Raw genomic sequence first — 19,889 nt, 5'->3', positions numbered from 1 at the left:
ACAAATTCGTCATCCCGCTACGTGTTAGCGGGATCTAGAGATACCGCGGCGGTATAGCTATAGCATACACAAACAACTAGTTTGCCAAAAAAACATGGCGGTTTTTCTATGATTTGAGTATAATTCTAGCTTTACCTAAACAGAAAATTTAATGGACTATATCTTAATGTATCTTTCCTTACCATTTTCAATTACTGAGAATTACTTATTAATTACTGCGTTGATTCCGCTTTTAAGTGCTTTTGTTATCTTTTTTACTGGTAAATGGCCCGGAGTGAACAATAGTATTACTGTCATTTCTTCTGTACTTCTGTTTACGTATACGTGTCTGTGCACTTTATATTGGGTATATGGTGATCATTCTCAATTTATTCTCATGGATTTTGGTAATAATTTGCACATTAGTTTAAAGCTAGAGTCTACCGGAGTAATATTCAGTTTATTAATATCGTTTTTATGGATACTAACCAGTATATATGCAATATGTTATATGCAGAATAACTATGCTGATGGCAATCACTCAAGTTTTCTATGCTTTTTTTCAATATCGATTAGCTGTGCAATGTTTATTGCTTTTTCTGGAGATTTGCTCACTACATTTGTTTTTTATGAGCTTCTAACTATTAGTACATACCCTCTGGTTACTTACAACTCAACAAATGAATCAATGATTGCAGGGCGCTATTACTTTGGCGTGCTATTTTTCTCTTCTTTAGTATTATTTTTTCCTGCAATAGGCCTTTTATATAATGAATTTCATACTTTAGACTTTGTAAGTGGTGGAATATTCAAATTTGATACTTCACTCATCACTTTCATTGCAGTGTGTTTTGCTATGCTGATTTATGGAATAGGAAAAGCTGCATTAATGCCAATGCATTTTTGGTTACCAAAAGCAATGGTTGCACCAACTCCTGTGAGTGCACTATTACATGCTGTTGCTGTTGTGAAATCCGGAGTTTTCATCATCATAAAAGTTATATTATACACTTTCGGCGTCGATAACATACAACGTTTTGTGCAGCAAAATTGGTTTGCTGGAGGGTGGCTTCCGTACGCTGCTGGATTTACTATTATTACTGCATCATTGATTGCATTAAAGCAAAAAGAATTAAAGAAATTGCTTGCTTACTCTACCATCTCTCAATTGTCGTATATTATATTATTTGCTTCAATTTTTAGTGAGCTCAGCATGAGGGTTGCAATTTTTCAATTAGTTTGCCACGCATTTGCAAAAATCACTTTGTTTTTCATTGCCGGAGCAATAATAACGAAAACAGGTGAGAAATATATAGATAAGATTCACGGTATAGGACGCAGTATGCCAATTAACATGACAGCATTTGCTATAGGTGCATTGTCTATGATAGGGGTGCCGCCTGCTCCGACTTTTTGGGGTAAATTTCTCATTTTTCAAGCTGTTTTCAACTCTGGCAATGTAATACTTTCTGTGTTTGTAACTCTAGTGTTAATTGTTAGTACTATACTTAACGCTCTGTACTTTTTACCAATAATTTACAATGCCTTTTTCTTAAAACCTTCTCAGAATTACTTTATTAAAAAAACGCCAATTCTTCTAGTTTTACCTCCAGTTATTACTGCTACATGCACTTTAGTTATTTTTTTTAGCTACCAAGTAATATTTTAAAATCTGTATTTATAACCATTAACAATAAATTTAAATGGTATTATACCAGCCAGAGTTGCTTTTATACTCGACAAAGTGAAGCTAATCTCCACAGTATGATCTTTCACCTCCTTATTTTGCTCGGTTGTAAAAACTACAGTAGCATTTCCAGCAAATGTAACTAAGTCCTTGGTCGATCGATCAATAGATAATGTTATTACATTTATGTTGGCAGTTTTTCTTTTGGATGAAGGTGAACTAACAGCTTCATTGTTCGTTTTTTCCTGAAAGCCTTGATAGATTTTATGTATAGAATTGTTTCTTATAAAATTTTCTTGGTACTTCGGTTCAACGATCTTAATGGACTCGTATATTTCAATGTATTTACTTATTAAGTACCTCGCTGTGGAAGTGTATTCATCTTCCTTTTTACTGAAACTAAGCTTATGCATTGCAGAGAACTCATCTTCTGTGTGGTTCATGTACTTCACAAAATTTAAATCTTTTTTAACAGGAAATAACAGGTATATGTTTAATATTAATAAACATAAGCATACTAGGAGAAGCGATACTATTAATGCCATCCAAGATCTTTCTGCTACACAAAACAGATACCTATGGCAGTACCATTCGACTGCTTTACTGAAATAACTTTTGTTTTTTACTGATTCAAGCAATTTATCTTCCATAACACAATGCTACCAAACCCAATTATAATAACAATAAGATTAGATACTCTAAAAAACTTTAAAATATGTCTAAATTTTCCAAAATAGGATGAATGATTATATCACCTTGTTCCGCAATAAGGTAGAATTTATCGATTTTGCTCACATCTACATTGATCATTTTTACACTGAAATTTTCAGGATTGTAAATATTACTTTCAGCACTTTTGTGATAATTATAATAATGTAATTTATTTTGATCATCAAAATAACCAAATTCATCAGCGAGGGTTCCCACTTTGCTACCTTTACCACTTTTGACTAGCTCAAATAGATCAATTGCATGGTTTTGAGATCCAGGCTCAATAGGCCCTTCTGCAGCAAAAAACTTAGGTGCATGACCAACGTATTCCTTAAATTTTAGATTATGAGTCTTTTTTACACTACCAAAATCCACAAACTTATATTCATCTGAAACGCCAGAATATTGTGGATCATACTTTTTATATTCAAAGAACTCATTACCTAAAAAATTACAAAACGTTAATTTATAATCATCATGATCGGATTTAACGACTTTAAGGTAATGAAAATCTCTAGGAATCTTTACTTCCTCTTCCGTGATATGATTACGTACAACAAGCTCACCATTTAGCATATGATAGCCAATTTTTGGCAAAGTAGCTATATTGATTGCCTTGTTTAGCTTAAAATTTGCTTCATAAATGCCGCTTAACAACTCCTTTCCTTTTTCTAAGGTGACGTCCTGGTCTAAAGCTATATTCTTGATTGAACTTAATTCTTTCTGCATGTTTAGTATGGCTTTCGTCAAAACTTCTATTGATTGCCATACAGTTAATTTATTATCAGTCAAATTATATACTTCGAGTATTAAATTAACAGAATTTTATCATGAATTTATGTTAAAAGTATTATACTTTGTAAACTTATGTCATGATATTAACTACATTAGCTAAAACATGCTTTTTATCTAAGTGAAGTTGCTTAGCAACAACGAAAAGTTCATCTATTTTTTTCCACTGACCTAGTAAAATTTCAACACCATTTACCTCTCTCTTTATGCTTTCTAAAATGAAGGCCTGAATTATATATGATGCTAGTTCTAGTTCGATTTCGCTATTAATTACTTTATTAATCATATTGGGATTCTTTAAATCATGAAGAAATTTATAAAAGCATTTGTATGCTTCATAAGCATCACTACTTATTGCATTTATTATCATTCCTGGCATTCCAGGAAATAAAGTAATCATTTCGTCAAACGTTTGATCATCAAATTTACATTGAGATGAAGCAACTTGCTTTGTTTCGTCATAAGTTAATGGAAGTAAATTTAGCTGAAAGCACCTACACTGGATAGTAGTTTGTATATCATATGGCTTATGGCTAATTATAAATATCTTAGAATTTTTTGGCGGCTCTTCTAATATTTTCAATATTGCGTTTTTAGCGTTATTAGTCATTGCCTCTAAGCTATCTATTATAGCTATTTTGTGTTCTGATTGAATGGGACTTAAGTGTAGAAAGTTTTTCATTTCTCTGACTTTTTCTATTCCGATAGTATCACCTTCAACAATGTGTAAGTCCAATGCTACTTCATTATAGCTTTTTATGAGTAACCAATTGGAGAAGGATTTTGCAAGTGTTGCTTTTCCTATACCTTTTTTACCACAGATCAGCCAAGACTGAACAGATAAGTTGTTCATTAATTTTTTTTTGGCCTGGTTGTGACCTATTACTTTTTTCATTCTTTCTCCTATAGATCTTAGTTTGAAAATGCATTGGTTACTGTTTGTAATAAAATTGCACCTTCCCTTAAAACCTTAATCTTATCTTCGGTTAAGTCAATAATAGTAGATTCTATACCAGAAACTAATTCATCATCTTCAATCACTGCAGATAAATGTTGCTTAATGGATTGTGGTATATCGTCTGCCTTACATACACTTTTTTCTCCTGAAATATTTATACTAGTTGCAACTATTGGAACTTTCAGTTTGTTTAGTATTGAAATTGCAATAGGATGCTCAGGGATTCTGATGCCTATACTATCTTTAAAGAATTCGTTTGGCAATATATTATTGTTTTTAAGTGGTAAAATATAGGTAATCGGTCCAGGAGAAAAGTGATTTACTAAACCAATATACTTTTTCTCTAGCTTTGCTATTCTCATCAAGCTGCAAATATCACTAACAAATATAGACAGTGGTTTATTTTGAGAGCGTTTCTTTATCTGATATATTTTTCCTATAGATTCATTATTTAATGCATTACAAGCAAGAGCATACACTGTTTCTGTTGGAAAACACACTAACAAGTTGTTCTGTATTGCATTTATTATTTTAGATACCATATAGCTAAAAACTTATTCATAACAACTAGATCAGTTTTGTTGCATTGTATCTTATATAGTAACTGCTAGTTTTTGTGAACGCAATGCAACGCAGCTTACCATTTGTTATGCAGACTTGCTACAACCCAAACTCTTCATTGACTTTATCAACTATTGCCTGTGGTGGATCCTCTCCCCATCCTGAATACAAAATCTCTCCATAGTCTGCAACATCTATAGAGCCAGTTCTGCTTTTTGCTAGAAACATTTCTCTTTTCTCTTTATCAACTAATACATAATGCCACGCTGATTTTCCACGATCTTTACCACGGACTAAATATATAAGATCTGACCTACTTCTTTTTGTTGCATCAGCAAAAGATCTTTCATTGACAGTTCTGCTTTTACTTTTTATGCCGCCACTTTCAGAAAAAGCTTCCTTGGATTCGGTTTTTTTGTTTGCTAATTCAGAAATTCCCCCTTTTTCCCCTAATGCCCGTTCTTTGGTGTTTTGAGACGAATACTTACTGGAAAAACCTTCCCCTGTACCGCCAGGAGTCCTGTTTGTGAAACGCTTAATAAATGAATTATTGTCGTTGTTTTCTGCCATAAAAATCTCCAAACTTTAGATTGTAGGACCCAAATTTTTACTACACTCTATCATATGTTAATTAAATTAATATAAATGAAAAATAATATAGTAATTATTACAGGAATTACAGCTTCAGGTAAATCAGAATTGTGTGATAACCTGATAAAAAAATATAATAATATCAGCATAATAAATTGTGATTCAAAGCAGGTATATGAAGAAATTCCCATAATTACTGCTCAACCACTAAAGCAAGAAGAATTTTATAAATTATATGGTTATGTTTCAGCAAAAGAAAATTATTCCGTGGGTCTATGGTTAGAGGATTTAGAAAAAGAAGTTAATCACGCATTAGAAAATGCTCAAATACCTATCATCACTGGAGGAAGCGGGCTTTACATCAGCAGTTTAATCAAAGGCTTATCATCAATGCCACAAATAAGTCAGAAAGTAAGGAAAAATGTAAGCGAATTAAGGAAAAATTTAAGTAAAGAGGAGTTTTACAAATTAGTGCTAAGCAAAGATCCAAGGATTCAAGGTAAAGTATTCATGAATGACTCGCACCGCCTTTCAAGGGCACTTGAAGTTATCACTGAAACTGGTAAGACAATCTTTGTATGGCAAGAAAATAGACAGCCTCCTTTATTCGATAATTTTAAGATATATACAATTTTGCCTAAACGTGAGGATGTATACCAAAAAATAAATTCTCGTTTTATCAAAATGATCGAAAATGGAGCAATTGATGAAGTAAAAAAGCTACTTAGTATGAACTTAGCTCCACATTTGCCAGCTATGAAAGCACATGGAGTGCCAGAAATTGTAAAGTATTTGAAAGGTGAGATTACTTTAGACGAAGCGATACAGATTGCTCAAACAAACACAAGACACTACGCAAAACGCCAGTACACTTGGTTTAAAAACCAGTTCCCAAGTTCTGAAGTAATTGATTGTGCAAATGAGCTAACAGCGCTTGAAATATTTTAATTGTTAGTTTCCAGGTGTATTTCCATGCTCATTGCTATGAATGGGCGGTTCCATATTTTCCAGATGGCTGTTTACTTCTAGTGGATTACCTAAACTATGTTCTATCTCTGCTTCAAACTTAAATCCTAACTTCTCGCAAAATTTCTGGAAATACTCTTTAATAATATCAAATAAATTTTTGCCATCAATTTTGTAATTTTTCAGTTCTCGAGGAGCAGTAAGTAACAATTTACCATCTTTATATGTTACATCATTTTTCTCATCTTGGAATGCAAGTGTAAACTCTAATGAGCTATTTATCTGACAAACTTCTTCTTCTGGATTATCAGATTTTACCGTAGGCACTGCCATCTCAGATTTGACTTTTACATGATTTGGATCAGTGCAATCAATAACTATTGTTTTTTGAGGACTTAGTAGCGTAAATTCGGACTGGCGAAATGCTTGAAAGAGAACATCAGTGAATAAAGTGCCTTCATACCCTGCTTGATTACAATTAGTAATTAGCTCTTCTAGAATAGAATCACTTGGAACTTTTGCTTCAGCATATTTAAACATTTCCTTAAAAACTTCTTTTGCAAACGGGCGATAATTTCTGGCTTCTTCCTTTGGTAATAGGTGAGCATACTCCTTGCCTAAATTGTAAAATCTCTCAAATTCCTTTTCATACTGGTCAGTTTTTTTATGATCAGGAGTATTGTCATTTTCACAATATTCGCTCCAAATTTTATCGAATTCACGTTGCTTAGCTCCTTCCATCAACGCACTAGTTAAAGTTTGGTCTATACTTTTACCATTAATAACAAAATCCATTCTATTGATGTCTTTATACATCTGTTCACCAGAGTTTGCTTCAGCATTATCTTTACCAGCTCTTAATTTGCCAAAATCAAACTCTTCTGCTTGAGCCCTTAATGTAACTACTGGATTGGTACTATTCATTTCTATCATAGACCTATTAACATCATAATTAATTATATCACAAATTATTAATAATTCAATAAAATACCTGCTATAAGCCCTATGATAGCAAATATAGTTAGGGGTAACTTAGGCTTACCGACAACCGTCATCCCGCTGCTTGTTAGCACCGCGGTGGTATGATGTTAGAGAGCTGTGCTAGCTATAGTGCATACCTGACCATAAGGTGACAAGATTTTAAAAAGGCTCTATTATTGATAAACAGTTTTTACACATGTATGAATCTCAATGAGCAATTAGATGTGCTGGCTTTTCTAAATGGCAAGCTGGAAAATATGCTTAAGTTCCATTCCGCAATATTACCTAAACTCTGTGGTGGGAACAAAGTGGTGGACCTGCTGTTTTATAGGCCGCTTGGTTATATAGATAGAAGTAAGTCACTACTTGATACTCAAGTTGGAGAATTTACAACTTTCATGGCAAAAGTTTATGAGCATCAGTCGCCCACTTTTAGAGGTAGACCATATAAAATAGTCGTTGAAAGTGAGAGTCAGTATATATTCATAGTCTTTTTTAATCACTCAGTTAAGTATTTATATAAACTATTTCCAGTTGGAGCCTATGTAATCATCAGTGGCAAACTCGAAAAATTTGCTGAGCATTGGCAGATTACTCATCCAGATTACGTGTCGCTTGACATCAACCAATTTAAAGAAATAGCTCGCATAGAGCCAGTCTACCAATTATGCCGTGGCATTACCAATAAGAGCATTGGGAACATAATAAGCTCTAACCTGAAAGAATTGCCTGATTTGCCAGAGTGGATAGATGATACATTAATCAAGCAAAAAAAATGGCTAAGTTGGAGGGAAAGCATCATAAAGTTGCACAGACCAAGCTCATTGGCGGAAGCCGAGGTTTGTAGAAAAAGGCTTGCTTATGATGAATTGTTTGCGTATCAGCTAGCACTGAAACTTGCAAGAGAAAATCATGTAAAAAAAAGGGAAAGAGAATTTATAGTATTGAATAAATATAAAGAGCAAGTTTTAAATGAATTATCGTTTCAATTAACAAACGATCAAATTCGTGCAATAGATGAAATTTCAGAGAGGCAAAAATCCAAGTATCGCATGATGAGCTTGCTGCAAGGTGATGTTGGTAGTGGCAAAACCGTAGTTGCACTTTTTGCGATGCTAAATGTGGTAGAAAACAACATGCAGGTAGCTCTAATGGCACCGACTACTATCTTGGCGGAGCAACATTATAATTGGATTGAGGAAGTTTTATCCTGTACCGATATAAAAGTTGCGCTGCTTACTGGTAAAACTTCGCGCAAGGAAAGAAAGATTATCATGAACGAACTTGCAAGTGGTGTTTTAAATATAGTGATTGGCACCCACGCGTTATTTCAAGCTAACGTTACATTTAAAAATTTAGGGCTTGCAGTCATAGACGAGCAACAGCGATTTGGAGTGATGCAGAGAAATCGCTTGGTAGGAAAAGGAGAAAATGCCGATATACTTTTCGTTACTGCAACTCCCATTCCAAGAACCTTGCAGCAAGCTATGTATGGTGACGTTGAATGTTCAATTTTGAGAGAAAAACCAAAATCCAGATTGCCAATAAAAACTGTAACTATGAACATTAGTAGGGTGCCAGATGTTATTGAAAAGCTAAAAGGTGCTATAAACAGGGGCGAAAAAGCATATTGGATTTGTCCATATATAGAAGAAAACGAAGAGACCAATATTGCTGCAGCAGAGATGCGTTTTCAGGAATTACAAAAAACATTTTTTGATAGAGTCGGGATAATACACGGAAAATTGACTCAGGAGCAGAAAGATCAAGTTATGTTTTCCTTCAAAAGAAATGAATTTTCTTTGCTTGTTGCAACCACTGTGATAGAAGTTGGTATAGATGTGCCAGATGCAACCATTATGATTATAGAAAATGCAGAGCAATTTGGGTTATCGCAATTACATCAGTTAAGAGGCAGAGTAGGGCGAGGAAACAAGCCATCTTTTTGTGTATTATTATACGATAATTTAAGTAAAAGCTCATCTTCAAAGTTAAAGATCATGTGTGAGTCACAGGACGGATTTTACATTGCTGAAAGGGATATGATGCTAAGAGGCAGTGGAGATATTTTAGGCACAAAACAATCAGGATGTATGGAATTTAAATTTGCTGATTTATATCAGGACAAAGAGCTGCTCAATCTCGCGTATAATAACGCAAAAGGCGCAATGGCTAATTTTGAATTACTGCTTGATATATTTGAATATAGAAGTAGATTACATTTTTCAAAATTTCAGTAGGAAAACCAGGTAGCTCGCAGAAACGAATTAAATGCAAAAATTCCTTGACAAACTCCGCCAGCCCCCTTATCATGATAGTGAAGGTATTCAGTTATCTTCATCTGTGCAGATTAAACAGCAAGAAAACAACGTAGTTGGCGTCTTATTTTTAATTTTTTGCACTATGTGCACCTTATGTCTTCACAACATTTCTGGGTTTTTACCTATATAAGCTGAAACGCGCTTATAAGTCGTTTAAGACAGTATAGTACGCCAATTTGCAGGATTAGAGAGTGACAACTAGCTAACACGGGATTTCTTTTGCCTTTTTTTCTGCTTAGTAAATTTCTTAAACATTTAAACTAAGGTTAGTTGCATTAAAAAGCAGCTGAGTCGCGGTTATTAGACGTTTAAAACATAAAAAAACGCCAATACTGAAAATAGACAATGACTAGGGCTTCTTTTGCCTTTTTTTTCGTTTGGTAAATTTCTTAAATATTTATAGCTAACATGAACTGGGCAGTGCGTCACGCGCTGACCATTTACTGTGCAAATCACCTTCAAAAACAAACGTTCGTACACATATATTCTAGTTATATGATAAAATAAATGAAAAACATCAATTATCTAAATGAAATTCACATCTTAAAAGGATCATATACATCGATTTCCTTAGAATTACTCTTTTTCAATTTTTCACTTAATAATCTTAAAATAGGCTGTAAATCACCATTAATTGATAAGCACAGCACTTCTTTATTGAGATAATTAGCTAGGTGATTCTTCTTTTCCAGAATTTCTGCTTCCCTCAATAAGTCGCATTTGTTTAATACTACAATCTCTTCTTTTTCAACAAGATCACTATTGTAAAGTTCCAATTCATTATGGATACAACTATAAGCCGAAACAACGTCATCGTGAGTTACATCGATTAAATGAAGTAAAATTTGACACCTTTCTATGTGCTTTAAAAATTTATGCCCGAGCCCAACTCCAAGGTGAGCATCAGTAATTATTCCAGGAATATCTGCTATTACAACTTCGCTATCATCCACTTTTGTCACACCTAAGTGGGGTCTTACGGTGGTAAATGGATAATCGCCTACTTTTGTATCGGAATTTGAGCAGCGAGTCAAAAATTTTGATTTACCTGCGTTTGGCATGCCAATAATTCCAACATCTGATAAAACTTTTAGTTTTAATAATACATGTTTTTCTTCGCCAGGCTGACCGTAAGTAAAATGTCTTGGTGCCTTATTAGTAGAAGATTTAAAATTAGTATTTCCAAGTCCACCTTTTCCACCCTGTGCTACTTGAAATTCCATACCAGGCTTGTCAAGATCTACTATTATCTCTTCACTTTCTTCATCAATTATTTGTGCACCGACTGGAACTCGAAGTATAACGTCTTTCCCTGCTGTGCCAGATCTATCCCTGCCTGCACCATTTTTCCCATTATCTGCTTTAATGTGTCTTCTATAACGAAAATGAAGCAAAGTGTTGAGATTAGCGTCGCTGATGAAAACTATGTTTCCACCCTTTCCTCCATTACCACCATTTGGACCACCAAATTCAACGAACTTTTCTCGACGAAAACTTGCACAACCGTCACCACCATCACCGGCTTTTAAGTACAATTTTACTTCGTCTATAAAACCCATGCTAACCCATGATAATATTTAGCATCTTTTCCTAATGTGCCTTCTATTCTCATTAGCTCGTTATACTTCGCGAGCCTATCAGAACGCGACAGCGACCCGGTTTTTATTTGCCCGCAATTTGATGCAACTGCTATATGAGATATTGTTGTGTCTTCTGTTTCACCTGAGCGGTGAGAAATAACAGCTTTGTAGTTGTTTGATTTTGCCATTTCAATAGCAGCAAAAGTTTCTGTTAACGTCCCTATTTGATTTGGCTTGATCAGTACAGCATTTGCCATTTTTTCTTCTATTCCTTTGCCTATTAGTTCACAATTTGTAACAAATAAATCATCCCCAACCAATTGAATTTTACTCCCCAATTTTGCAGTAAGTAATTTCCAACCTTCGTAATCGTCTTCACTCATTGCATCTTCTATAGAAATTATTGGATATCTTTCCACAAGACTACAATAATATTCAGTCAATTCTTTTGAAGTAAGCTCTTTATTTTCAAATTTGTAAATTCCATCTTCATAAAAAGTAGATGAAGCAACATCAAGGCCTAGTGCAAAATCACTTTGCGCTGAATAACCTGCTGATTCTATAGCGTATATGATCAAGTCAAGTGCTTCTTCAGTACTTTCAATATTTGGTGCAAAACCGCCTTCATCTCCTACGTTTGTGCTATAACCCTTTTTCTTAAGAATGCTACGTAAGTTGTGGAACACCTCCGCAGATATTCTGATTGCTTCACTGAAAGTCTCAGCACCGACCGGAAGAATCATGAATTCTTGGAAATCGAGCTTATTGTCTGCATGTACTCCACCATTAATTATGTTAATGAGTGGAACCGGCATCTGCTCTCCTCCCAAATATCTATACAACGGTATTTTGAAACTGTTTGCTGCTGCTTTTGCAACCGCAAGAGACACACCCAAAGTTGCATTTGCTCCAAGTTTAGATTTATTTTTTGTTCCATCTAGTTCAATTAATGCTTTATCAATTGCACTTTGGTTTGTTGCATCCATGCCAATGATTTCATTTGCTATCACTCCATTTACAGCTTGAACAGCTTTCAGCACTCCTTTACCACAATACCTTTTCTCATCTTGGTCTCTGAGTTCCAAGGCTTCTAATTTACCAGTTGAAGCTCCAGAAGGTACAGAGGCCCTACCTATTGCTCCATCACAGAGTTCAATTTCCACCTCAACAGTGGGGTAACCCCTGCTATCTAAAATTTCTCTTGCAAATACGTTGTTGATTATCTTATTCATCGCATTAAACCTTAACTTCCGCAATAAGTGCTGCAGTTTCCTTTGCCAATTTAGCTATATTACTACCAGCACCAATAAATAATACTATATCACCTGGACTTGTCGAATCACTAATAAAATGTGAAATGAGTAGAGCATCATTCATAATCTTTACATCATTAAACCCATTACTGATTAAAGCTTTTTGTATATCATCAATCCCACAACCAGGAATAGGCTTGTCTTCTGGGGGATGAATAGGAGTAAGGATTACATAGTCAAACATCATAAAGATCCTTATGAATTCACCAAAAAAATTACGAACGCGAGCAAAACGAAGTGGTTCGATAATTCCTATTACTTTTCCTTTAGTAATCGAACGTGCAGCCGTTAAAGTTGCATATATTTCATTTGGATGATGGGCATAATCCTCAATTAACTTAACACCTTTAATATTGGCAATCAAAGAGAATCTTCTTGCTACTCCTTGAAATTCCAAAAGGCCTTTTTTAATCTCTGCATTGCTAATCCCGAGCTTTATCGCAACTGATATTGTAGCCAAGGCGTTACTCATTTTGTGAATACCTATTGCGTTTGATAGTACTATGTTTTTTAAAGGGCTGGATCCCAGTGTCACGCACTGGGATGACAGAGGGTGATGGGATGACAGAAGGTGATGGGATGACACCTGCTTTTTTGTCATGCAAGTAGCTGATGCTGGAATCCAGTTGTTCAACACGTCAAATTCTATGCTGTTAGCATGCTGTTTAATGTTGCTGGCTCTTATGCTACCATTCTCAAACCCAAACGTTATAGAATTACTCGCATCATAATTAATGCCTACAGAATCAGGCAAAACTGCAAAACCGGCTTTGCTTATAAACTGAGAAAACGCATTTTTAATATCGTCGAATGTACCATAATGATCCATATGATCGTCGTTAATACTCGTTATGACAGCAATATTTGCAGGAATTTTTAGCATGGTTCCATCAGACTCATCAGCTTCGATTAAAAAAATGTCACTCTTTCCAAGTCTTGAATTACTCTGATACGAATTTAGTATTCCTCCTACAATTACAGTCGCATCAATGCCAGAATGATCAAAAATAGAAGCAATCATAGCCGTTGTTGTCGTCTTTCCACTTGAACCTGAAACTGCTATCACATATTTATCTTTCATAATTTCAGCAAGTATGTCTGATCTATGCAAAATGGTTTTATTGTTATTTCTCGCTGTTACTAACTCCACATTATCAGATTCTATCGCAGAAGAATGTACAACTATTTGAGCTTGGCTTATATTATTAGCATTGTGACCAATAAAAACCTCTATGCCCAGCCTTTGTAATCTATCTACATTGTTGTTTGATTGTGCATCACTGCCTTGAACTTTGTAATTGGAATTGTGAAGAATTTCAGCAATGGCACTCATTCCGATTCCACCTATACCAATTATATGTATTATTCTTTTTTGAGTTTTGTTAATATTTAGCAGTAGATGTTTACTCATTACTAAATTTATTATAGTATAATTTAAAATCCTCATAGTATCGAACCCTCTTACCGAATACAATGATAAAAAACCTAGCCTTCCTATGTCTAATATTTGTTTTGATAAGTAGTTGCAGTTTTAGCAACAGGTTTAATTGCACTGCAGGTCATTATAAAATTGGCTGCAGCTACACAATAAATGGTATAACTTATTATCCAAAAAACTGTAAACACTATGAAGAGATAGGGATAGCGTCGTGGTATGGAATAGAAGATCATGGCACGCTTACAGCAAATGGTGAAGTGTTTAACCGTCACTTGATCTCTGCAGCGCATAAGACTTTGCCCCTACCCTGCTTTGCTCTTGTCACTAATTTAGAAAATGGAAGAAAGCTTGTTGTAAGGATTAACGATAGAGGGCCTTTTATTGAAGGCAGAATAATAGACTTATCAGAAAAAGCAGCTCAAGTCTTAGGATTTCATAAAGTAGGGCTTGCAAAGGTAAAAGTTCAATACCTAAGAAAGATGTCAGAACAATTGATACAAAATACTCCTCATTACAGAAAGCAATATGAAAAAGAAATGCAGAAACGTCACCCGAAACAAGACAGTGCAGAAAGTAAGGGATATGTTGCATTTTTTAAAAGTGCTCAGGCTGCTAAATCAGCTGCATCAAAGCTTCGCAATCAAGGAATAAAAAATGTTAGATTGCTTTTTAAGAACGATCAATATTGCGTGAAAGTGAGTTATAGGTAGTGGTGAGTGCAGAATTCGAAAGATTTGGTTAATGTAAGAAACGCTGGCTAACTATTGTAAGTTAAAAATGTGATATAAAAAAGATATCAACAATTTATAGCTATACCGCCGCGGCGCTAACACGTAGCGGAATGACGAGTTACTATACCACCGCGAACCGTCATACCGCGATTCATTCGCGGTATCCCAGCATAGATTCCGCTAACACGTAGCGGAATGACGGTTTTTCAAATTGTCGTAAGTCAGTTTAGCTATAGCACTATAGAGACAAAGATCGAAATTTACTTATTTACGTCTCCAATTTCATTGTGTATAATGGAGACAAAGATTTATATTTTGTATTTTATGTCTCCATCATTTATTGGTAGGCAAACCGAGTTGAAGCAACTGCTGGAGCTTACGGAAAAAAACACTGCATCTTTTGTAGTAGTCAAAGGAAGGCGTCGTATAGGAAAAAGTCGTTTAATTCAAGAGTTTGGTAAACATTTCGAACAACATTACTCATTTGCAGGTTTGCCACCAGAAAAGCATACTACAACATCCCACCAACTTAATGAATTTTCTAGACAAGTTGCTAGACAATTTAATACATCTTTTGCTAGATATGACGACTGGAGTGACTTACTATGGGCAGTTGGTGAACGTTTACTATCTGGCAAAATATTATTGCTCCTTGATGAAATTTCTTGGATGGGCTCAAAAGATCCAACTTTTTTAGGCAAAATAAAGAATTTTTGGGATACACAGCTAAAAAATAATAACAAGCTAATTTTTGTTGTCTGTGGATCAGCTTCATCCTGGATTGAAAAAAATATACTTAGTAGTACTGGTTTTGTAGGAAGAATATCGTTGACTTTAACACTCGGGGAGTTATCACTTTCTGATTGCAATGAATTTTGGCCAAAAAATATTTCAGCATACGAAAAGTTTAAGGTGCTTGCAGTAACCGGTGGAATTCCAAAATATTTAGAAGAGGTAAATTTTAAACATGGTACTGAAGAAAATATTAAAAAGCTTTGTTTTACAAAAGGTGGGTTTTTAGTTGAGGAGTTTGACCAAATATTTTCAGATCTATTCATGCGAAAAACAGCTTTTTATAAGCAAGTAGTGAGAGCTCTTTCTACTGGAGCTAAAGAACAGGAAGAAATTTGTACTGCTTTAAACATTGCAAGACACGGACGCATTTCTGAGTATCTATATGAGCTCGAGCTTGCCGGTTTTATTGCAAAGGATCACACTTGGGATATAAAAACGGGTACTGATTCACGACTCAGGAAGTACAGACTTCAAGATAATTATTTAAGGTTTTATCTAAAATATATTGAAAAAAATCTAGGAAAAATTAATCGCGACACCTACTCTATAGGGTTACTTACATCTCTACCAGAGTGGCATACAATTATTGGACTTCAGTTTGAAAATTTGGTGCTTAACAATAGAAAGAGCATACATAATATCTTGAGAATTGATGGAATAGTAAGCGAAAATCCATTTTTTCAGAGGAAGACAGGTGCTGGTTGTCAAATTGATTACATGATTCAAACAAGGTTTAACACTCTCTACATTTGCGAAATCAAATTTTCAAAAAATAAAATCGGTCATTCAATAATACAAGAAGTACAAAAGAAAATAGATACACTAAAGCGTCCAAAAGGCTTTTCATGTCGTCCAGTCCTTATTCACGTTAACGGTGTGAGTGATGACGTTATAGATAGTGATTACTTTTCAAACATAATTGATTTTGGAGAATTATTGAATTGCAAGTAATTCTTGCTCTACTTTTTCAACTTTGTGTTGTTTAACATTGGAACAAGATTCCAGATGACATCTTTCATGAACTCTTATTATAACAATGTTCGTACAGATGTGTGCCACGCGCTGGAATGACATGGTGAGGTGTCATCCTGCTGCTCCTTTCTTGTCATCCCGCGCGGAATAATTAACCGTCATACCGCCGCGGTATCTCACATAGATCCCGCTAACAAGCAGCGGGATGACACCTCTCTTGGGCTCTTTTAGCTATAAACATTAAGAAATTTACCAAATGAAAAAAAAGGCAAAGAACTCCCGTGGTGCGAGTTTTGACTCTATATTACTGTAAGTGGCGCTGTAATAATGTGCTAACGCTTAAAATAAGCGAGGTTTGGCTGAATGTAGAAAAAATTTAAAAGACATGCAGCCGCTATAATTTTATGTAATCCGCCAAAAAATACCCTGAGTTTTTTACTGAATTTTGTCATTGAGCCTGCAGGTCAAAAACAAGTTTTGAGTCATAAATACCCTTATCGTCATAATAAGGGGGCTGGCGGAGTTTGTCAAGTAAGTTTTTTCGTTTCTACCAGCTACTTGGATGACACCACATAAATTAATAAATAGGAAAATTACTACAAATCTTTTCAACTTTAGTTTTTACTGCTTTTTCGACACTTGAGCTATTTCCGCTGATTAATCCCTGAACCACTTCATTTACTAGGCTGGCTATCTCTTTAAAATTTTCTGCCTCAAGTCCGCGTGTTGTCTCAGCAGCGGTGCCAAAACGGAGCCCTGAAGTGATGGTTGGCTTTTCTGTATCAAATGGTACAGAGTTTTTATTGCAGGTAATGCCAGCCCTCTCAAGGCTATCTACAACGTCTTTTCCAGTTAATTTCTGCGATCTTAAGTCAACTAGCACTATATGAGAGTCAGTGCCACCGGTTATAATGTCGAGTCCATGCTTTTGCAATTCTTGAGCTAGTACTTTCGCATTTTCCACGATTTTCTTGCTATAAGTCTTAAACTCTGGCGCTAATGCTTCTTTAAATGCAACAGCTTTTGCAGCTATTACATGCATAAGTGGCCCGCCCTGCAATCCTGGAAAAACTGCAGATTGAATTTTTTTGTGTAATATTTCATCATTGGTCATCACTATTCCACCACGAGGACCACGCAAAGTTTTGTGAGTCGTGGAAGTCATAACATGTGCATATTCAGCAGGAGATGGATATTCGCCCGCTGCAATAAGCCCTGCATAGTGAGCAATGTCTGCAAGCAAATAAGCACCAACTTTATCTGCAATTTCGCGAAAGCGTTTGAAGTCCATTTTTCTCGGATAAGCAGAAGCACCAGCTATGATCAATTTTGGTTTATGCTCCAGCGCCAGCTTTTCTATCTCATCCATATTGAGCAGATAAGTGTCTTTGTTAACTGTATACTGAATTGACTTAAACCATTTACCAGAAAAGCTTGGTGCCGCACCATGAGTTAGATGTCCACCGCAACTCAGTGATAATCCAAGTATTGTATCGCCTGGAGTAAGCAGTGAAGCAAATACCGCCTGATTTGCCTGAGAACCAGAGTGAGGTTGAACGTTTGCAAATTTAACACCGAACAGCTTACAAAGTCTTTCTATAGCTAGACTTTCAACTTTGTCCACATGCTCACAACCACAGTAATACCTTTTGCCTGGATAGCCTTCTGCATATTTATTAGTCAGAAAAGAGCCTTGTGCTTCCATTACTGCTTTACTTGCAAAATTCTCTGATGCAATTAATTGCAATTGTGACTTTTGACGTTGTAACTCTTTTTCTATAAACTGATAAACCTCGTTATCAAAAGACTTTAAACTATTTTTAGAGCCACAGATTTTTTTTAAAACACTCATCATAGATCAAACCTCGCTTTAATTTTAAGATGCACAAGCAATTTTAAGACTACTTATCCTGCTTTTTTAACCATAAGAGCCCAAAAACAGCTATTAGCAAACATACAGGAATAATAGATGTTGCTTTTATCAGCAATTCAGCACTATACACAGGATTTCCTTGTATTACTGTTCTATCCCAACACAAATTTATTATTTTTGCGATTCCAGTGTGAAAAAAATAGCCAAAACCCATGACTATCATGTTTGACACAGCTGTAGCTAAGCCTACTAAGTTATTATTTACATAACTTAGTGCTTTATAAATTGTAACTACTTGATATCCAGATGCAAAGCCGATAATAAAAAGCGTAGGTAATACAACATACAAGCCACCAATCTGAGTAAAAAGTAATAGAAAACCGGCGATCATTGCAAATGAGCATGAAATTATTACTTCATAATGCTTATTTTTATACTTTTCCAATAAATAAGCCAAAGAGAATGATCCTGTTAACATTCCTATCAATATTACGGAAGAGAGAGAAGATGCCAAGCCTTCATTCATTTCATATACTTCAAAAAAGAATGCTTTCGCCCAACCATCAGCAAAACCTTGCATTGGACCGACCATGAGTCCACCAAAAAAGCTAATTAGAATAATATGCTTGTTGAAAAGTATGTTTTTCAAGTCTCTAATGCTAACTTTTTCCTGTTGAGCATTGCTTTCAGGCGTTACTAAGAACAGTAACAGAGCAAGTAAACACCCGAATGCTGAGAAGGTATAGATAACATAATTCCAGCCAAATTTATTGAGTAAGAAGTCTAACGGTAATCCGCCACATATCCCCCCCAAAGTTCCTATAATTATGGATAAACTAGCCATTCTTGCTGATTTTTCTTGCGCAAAATACATGCTTGCAACTTTAAAAAGCCCAATTGCTGAAGCGGACGACCCAATTCCAACGACTATTCTGCCAAGTATTGAATAATACCACTCATCAAAACATATAAGCGGTAATGTTCCGGTAAATGTTAAAACAATACAAGCAGGCAAAACAAATTTTGGCCCAAATCTATCAAGGAAAAGACCAATAGGTATATGAGCTAGCGTATAGCCTACATAGTATAACCCACCAAACTGGCCAACATCTGTAATACTTATGTTAAATTTTGTTATCAATCCAGGCGCAATTATGTTTGGAATTACGCGTAATATATATTGGTACGCATAAAACAGTGACGCCAACAACCAGATTAAAAAATTCCTCTGCAGTACTTTACCCCAAAGCTAGTATTATAGATACTCTGTTTATAGAAAACAATATTTTTATGAATACTTATTTTAATTTACCGGAATTTTATACAGTTGAACTCATAGCCAACATAAGTAGTTTATGCATTAACTAAATTTTCCAGGTTCAAGTTTGGATGATGGAAAAAGTTCACTTTTTCTATTTTTAAAAGAGACCTTTTATTTTACTTATAATTTTTTCTACCATATCTACAACTGGCTCATGAATAAGGTATATGAAAAAAATTACACCACAAATGACAAGTATATTTATGATTTTGCCCTTATTCATCTTTATCTTGAGCTTCACTTTTGTTACAAGATCCATTTTATTTATGTTTTTATTTCATGCTAACAATTATATATTAAATACTATAATTTTCAGTAA

The 19,889-nt window shown here is 35.0% G+C and carries 17 protein-coding genes; 5 read left to right on the top strand and 12 right to left on the bottom strand.

Going from position 1 to position 19,889, the window contains the following annotated elements; genetic code table 11:
* Nucleotides 1-151 precede the first annotated feature (151 nt).
* Nucleotides 152-1,648, top strand: coding sequence for a proton-conducting transporter membrane subunit (locus tag ABWU23_RS06370; RefSeq protein ID WP_253309487.1), 1,497 nt, complete (start codon nucleotides 152-154; stop codon nucleotides 1,646-1,648).
* On the opposite strand, the gene ABWU23_RS06365 is transcribed toward ABWU23_RS06370, so the two are convergent.
* The 5 genes from ABWU23_RS06365 to ABWU23_RS06345 all read right to left on the bottom strand — a co-directional run bounded on the left by ABWU23_RS06365 (nucleotide 1,645) and on the right by ABWU23_RS06345 (nucleotide 5,258).
* A complete protein-coding gene (locus ABWU23_RS06365; RefSeq protein WP_253309488.1) occupies nucleotides 1,645-2,316 on the bottom strand; it encodes a VirB8/TrbF family protein in 672 nt (223 codons plus the stop codon). The genes ABWU23_RS06370 and ABWU23_RS06365 overlap by 4 nt on opposite strands.
* Before the next feature lie 58 nt (nucleotides 2,317-2,374).
* Nucleotides 2,375-3,169, bottom strand: a complete 795-nt coding sequence (locus ABWU23_RS06360) for a hypothetical protein (RefSeq protein ID WP_253309489.1) — start codon at nucleotides 3,167-3,169, stop codon at nucleotides 2,375-2,377.
* A gap of 73 nt (nucleotides 3,170-3,242) precedes the next feature.
* A complete protein-coding gene (locus tag ABWU23_RS06355) occupies nucleotides 3,243-4,064 on the bottom strand; it encodes a DNA polymerase III subunit delta' (RefSeq protein ID WP_253309490.1) in 822 nt (273 codons plus the stop codon).
* A gap of 17 nt (nucleotides 4,065-4,081) precedes the next feature.
* Nucleotides 4,082-4,669: an L-threonylcarbamoyladenylate synthase gene (locus tag ABWU23_RS06350; protein WP_253309491.1), complete on the bottom strand. Its 588-nt coding sequence runs from the start codon at nucleotides 4,667-4,669 to the stop codon at nucleotides 4,082-4,084.
* Between the two features lie 118 nt (nucleotides 4,670-4,787).
* Nucleotides 4,788-5,258, bottom strand: coding sequence for a hypothetical protein (locus ABWU23_RS06345; protein ID WP_264688217.1), 471 nt, complete (start codon nucleotides 5,256-5,258; stop codon nucleotides 4,788-4,790).
* A 75-nt stretch (nucleotides 5,259-5,333) separates the two neighbouring features.
* On the opposite strand from ABWU23_RS06345, the gene miaA reads away from it, so the two are divergent.
* Nucleotides 5,334-6,227 (top strand): tRNA (adenosine(37)-N6)-dimethylallyltransferase MiaA, encoded by an 894-nt coding sequence (gene miaA, locus ABWU23_RS06340; RefSeq protein WP_253309493.1) that lies wholly within the window; start codon nucleotides 5,334-5,336, stop codon nucleotides 6,225-6,227.
* A 3-nt stretch (nucleotides 6,228-6,230) separates the two neighbouring features.
* Here miaA and ABWU23_RS06335 read toward each other — a convergent pair whose 3' ends face one another.
* The gene (locus ABWU23_RS06335; protein ID WP_264688491.1) at nucleotides 6,231-7,169 is read right to left on the bottom strand and encodes a hypothetical protein; all 939 of its coding nucleotides are present in this window, start codon (nucleotides 7,167-7,169) and stop codon (nucleotides 6,231-6,233) included.
* 257 nt (nucleotides 7,170-7,426) lie between these two features.
* Here ABWU23_RS06335 and recG point away from each other — a divergent pair, with 257 nt between their 5' ends.
* Nucleotides 7,427-9,466 carry an ATP-dependent DNA helicase RecG gene (recG, locus tag ABWU23_RS06330; RefSeq protein WP_353271048.1) on the top strand — a complete coding sequence of 680 codons (2,040 nt, stop codon included), beginning with the start codon at nucleotides 7,427-7,429 and terminating at the stop codon, nucleotides 9,464-9,466.
* Between the two features lie 617 nt (nucleotides 9,467-10,083).
* On the opposite strand, the gene cgtA is transcribed toward recG, so the two are convergent.
* Genes cgtA through murC form a run of 3 tightly spaced genes read right to left on the bottom strand, consistent with a single transcriptional unit; the run spans nucleotide 10,084 to nucleotide 13,887 of the window.
* Nucleotides 10,084-11,106 carry an Obg family GTPase CgtA gene (gene cgtA, locus ABWU23_RS06325; RefSeq protein ID WP_264688220.1) on the bottom strand — a complete coding sequence of 341 codons (1,023 nt, stop codon included), beginning with the start codon at nucleotides 11,104-11,106 and terminating at the stop codon, nucleotides 10,084-10,086.
* A complete protein-coding gene (gene eno, locus ABWU23_RS06320) occupies nucleotides 11,094-12,359 on the bottom strand; it encodes a phosphopyruvate hydratase (protein ID WP_253309496.1) in 1,266 nt (421 codons plus the stop codon). The genes cgtA and eno overlap by 13 nt, the downstream gene beginning before the upstream one ends.
* Before the next feature lie 4 nt (nucleotides 12,360-12,363).
* Entirely contained in the window at nucleotides 12,364-13,887 is a 1,524-nt protein-coding gene (gene murC / locus ABWU23_RS06315) for a UDP-N-acetylmuramate--L-alanine ligase (RefSeq protein ID WP_353270973.1), read from the bottom strand.
* 26 nt (nucleotides 13,888-13,913) lie between these two features.
* On the opposite strand from murC, the gene ABWU23_RS06310 reads away from it, so the two are divergent.
* Both ABWU23_RS06310 and ABWU23_RS06305 read left to right on the top strand, forming a co-directional pair.
* A complete protein-coding gene (locus ABWU23_RS06310; RefSeq protein ID WP_253309498.1) occupies nucleotides 13,914-14,588 on the top strand; it encodes a septal ring lytic transglycosylase RlpA family protein in 675 nt (224 codons plus the stop codon).
* Nucleotides 14,589-14,933: 345 nt separating this feature from the next.
* A complete protein-coding gene (locus ABWU23_RS06305; protein ID WP_253309500.1) occupies nucleotides 14,934-16,355 on the top strand; it encodes an AAA family ATPase in 1,422 nt (473 codons plus the stop codon).
* A gap of 598 nt (nucleotides 16,356-16,953) precedes the next feature.
* On the opposite strand, the gene glyA is transcribed toward ABWU23_RS06305, so the two are convergent.
* The 3 genes from glyA to ABWU23_RS06290 form a co-directional block, all read right to left on the bottom strand.
* Nucleotides 16,954-18,231, bottom strand: a complete 1,278-nt coding sequence (gene glyA / locus ABWU23_RS06300) for a serine hydroxymethyltransferase (protein ID WP_264688225.1) — start codon at nucleotides 18,229-18,231, stop codon at nucleotides 16,954-16,956.
* A gap of 46 nt (nucleotides 18,232-18,277) precedes the next feature.
* The gene (locus ABWU23_RS06295; RefSeq protein WP_353271047.1) at nucleotides 18,278-19,483 is read right to left on the bottom strand and encodes an MFS transporter; all 1,206 of its coding nucleotides are present in this window, start codon (nucleotides 19,481-19,483) and stop codon (nucleotides 18,278-18,280) included.
* 184 nt (nucleotides 19,484-19,667) lie between these two features.
* Nucleotides 19,668-19,829 (bottom strand): hypothetical protein, encoded by a 162-nt coding sequence (locus ABWU23_RS06290; protein ID WP_264735850.1) that lies wholly within the window; start codon nucleotides 19,827-19,829, stop codon nucleotides 19,668-19,670.
* Nucleotides 19,830-19,889 lie beyond the last annotated feature (60 nt).

Source organism: Wolbachia endosymbiont (group A) of Hedychridium roseum (assembly GCF_964028325.1).
Lineage (GTDB): Bacteria > Pseudomonadota > Alphaproteobacteria > Rickettsiales > Anaplasmataceae > Wolbachia.
This window is presented reverse-complemented; position numbering and strand designations above follow the sequence as displayed.

Coding starts and splice junctions, on each gene's coding strand:
- ABWU23_RS06370 (WP_253309487.1), top strand. CDS start 152: ATGGACTATATCTTAATGTATCTTTCCTTACCATTTTCAATTACTGAG.
- ABWU23_RS06365 (WP_253309488.1), bottom strand. CDS start 2,316: ATGGAAGATAAATTGCTTGAATCAGTAAAAAACAAAAGTTATTTCAGT.
- ABWU23_RS06355 (WP_253309490.1), bottom strand. CDS start 4,064: ATGAAAAAAGTAATAGGTCACAACCAGGCCAAAAAAAAATTAATGAAC.
- ABWU23_RS06350 (WP_253309491.1), bottom strand. CDS start 4,669: ATGGTATCTAAAATAATAAATGCAATACAGAACAACTTGTTAGTGTGT.
- ABWU23_RS06345 (WP_264688217.1), bottom strand. CDS start 5,258: ATGGCAGAAAACAACGACAATAATTCATTTATTAAGCGTTTCACAAAC.
- miaA (WP_253309493.1), top strand. CDS start 5,334: ATGAAAAATAATATAGTAATTATTACAGGAATTACAGCTTCAGGTAAA.
- ABWU23_RS06335 (WP_264688491.1), bottom strand. CDS start 7,169: ATGAATAGTACCAATCCAGTAGTTACATTAAGGGCTCAAGCAGAAGAG.
- recG (WP_353271048.1), top strand. CDS start 7,427: ATGAATCTCAATGAGCAATTAGATGTGCTGGCTTTTCTAAATGGCAAG.
- cgtA (WP_264688220.1), bottom strand. CDS start 11,106: ATGGGTTTTATAGACGAAGTAAAATTGTACTTAAAAGCCGGTGATGGT.
- eno (WP_253309496.1), bottom strand. CDS start 12,359: ATGAATAAGATAATCAACAACGTATTTGCAAGAGAAATTTTAGATAGC.
- murC (WP_353270973.1), bottom strand. CDS start 13,887: ATGAGGATTTTAAATTATACTATAATAAATTTAGTAATGAGTAAACAT.
- ABWU23_RS06310 (WP_253309498.1), top strand. CDS start 13,914: ATGATAAAAAACCTAGCCTTCCTATGTCTAATATTTGTTTTGATAAGT.
- ABWU23_RS06305 (WP_253309500.1), top strand. CDS start 14,934: ATGTCTCCATCATTTATTGGTAGGCAAACCGAGTTGAAGCAACTGCTG.
- glyA (WP_264688225.1), bottom strand. CDS start 18,231: ATGATGAGTGTTTTAAAAAAAATCTGTGGCTCTAAAAATAGTTTAAAG.
- ABWU23_RS06290 (WP_264735850.1), bottom strand. CDS start 19,829: ATGGATCTTGTAACAAAAGTGAAGCTCAAGATAAAGATGAATAAGGGC.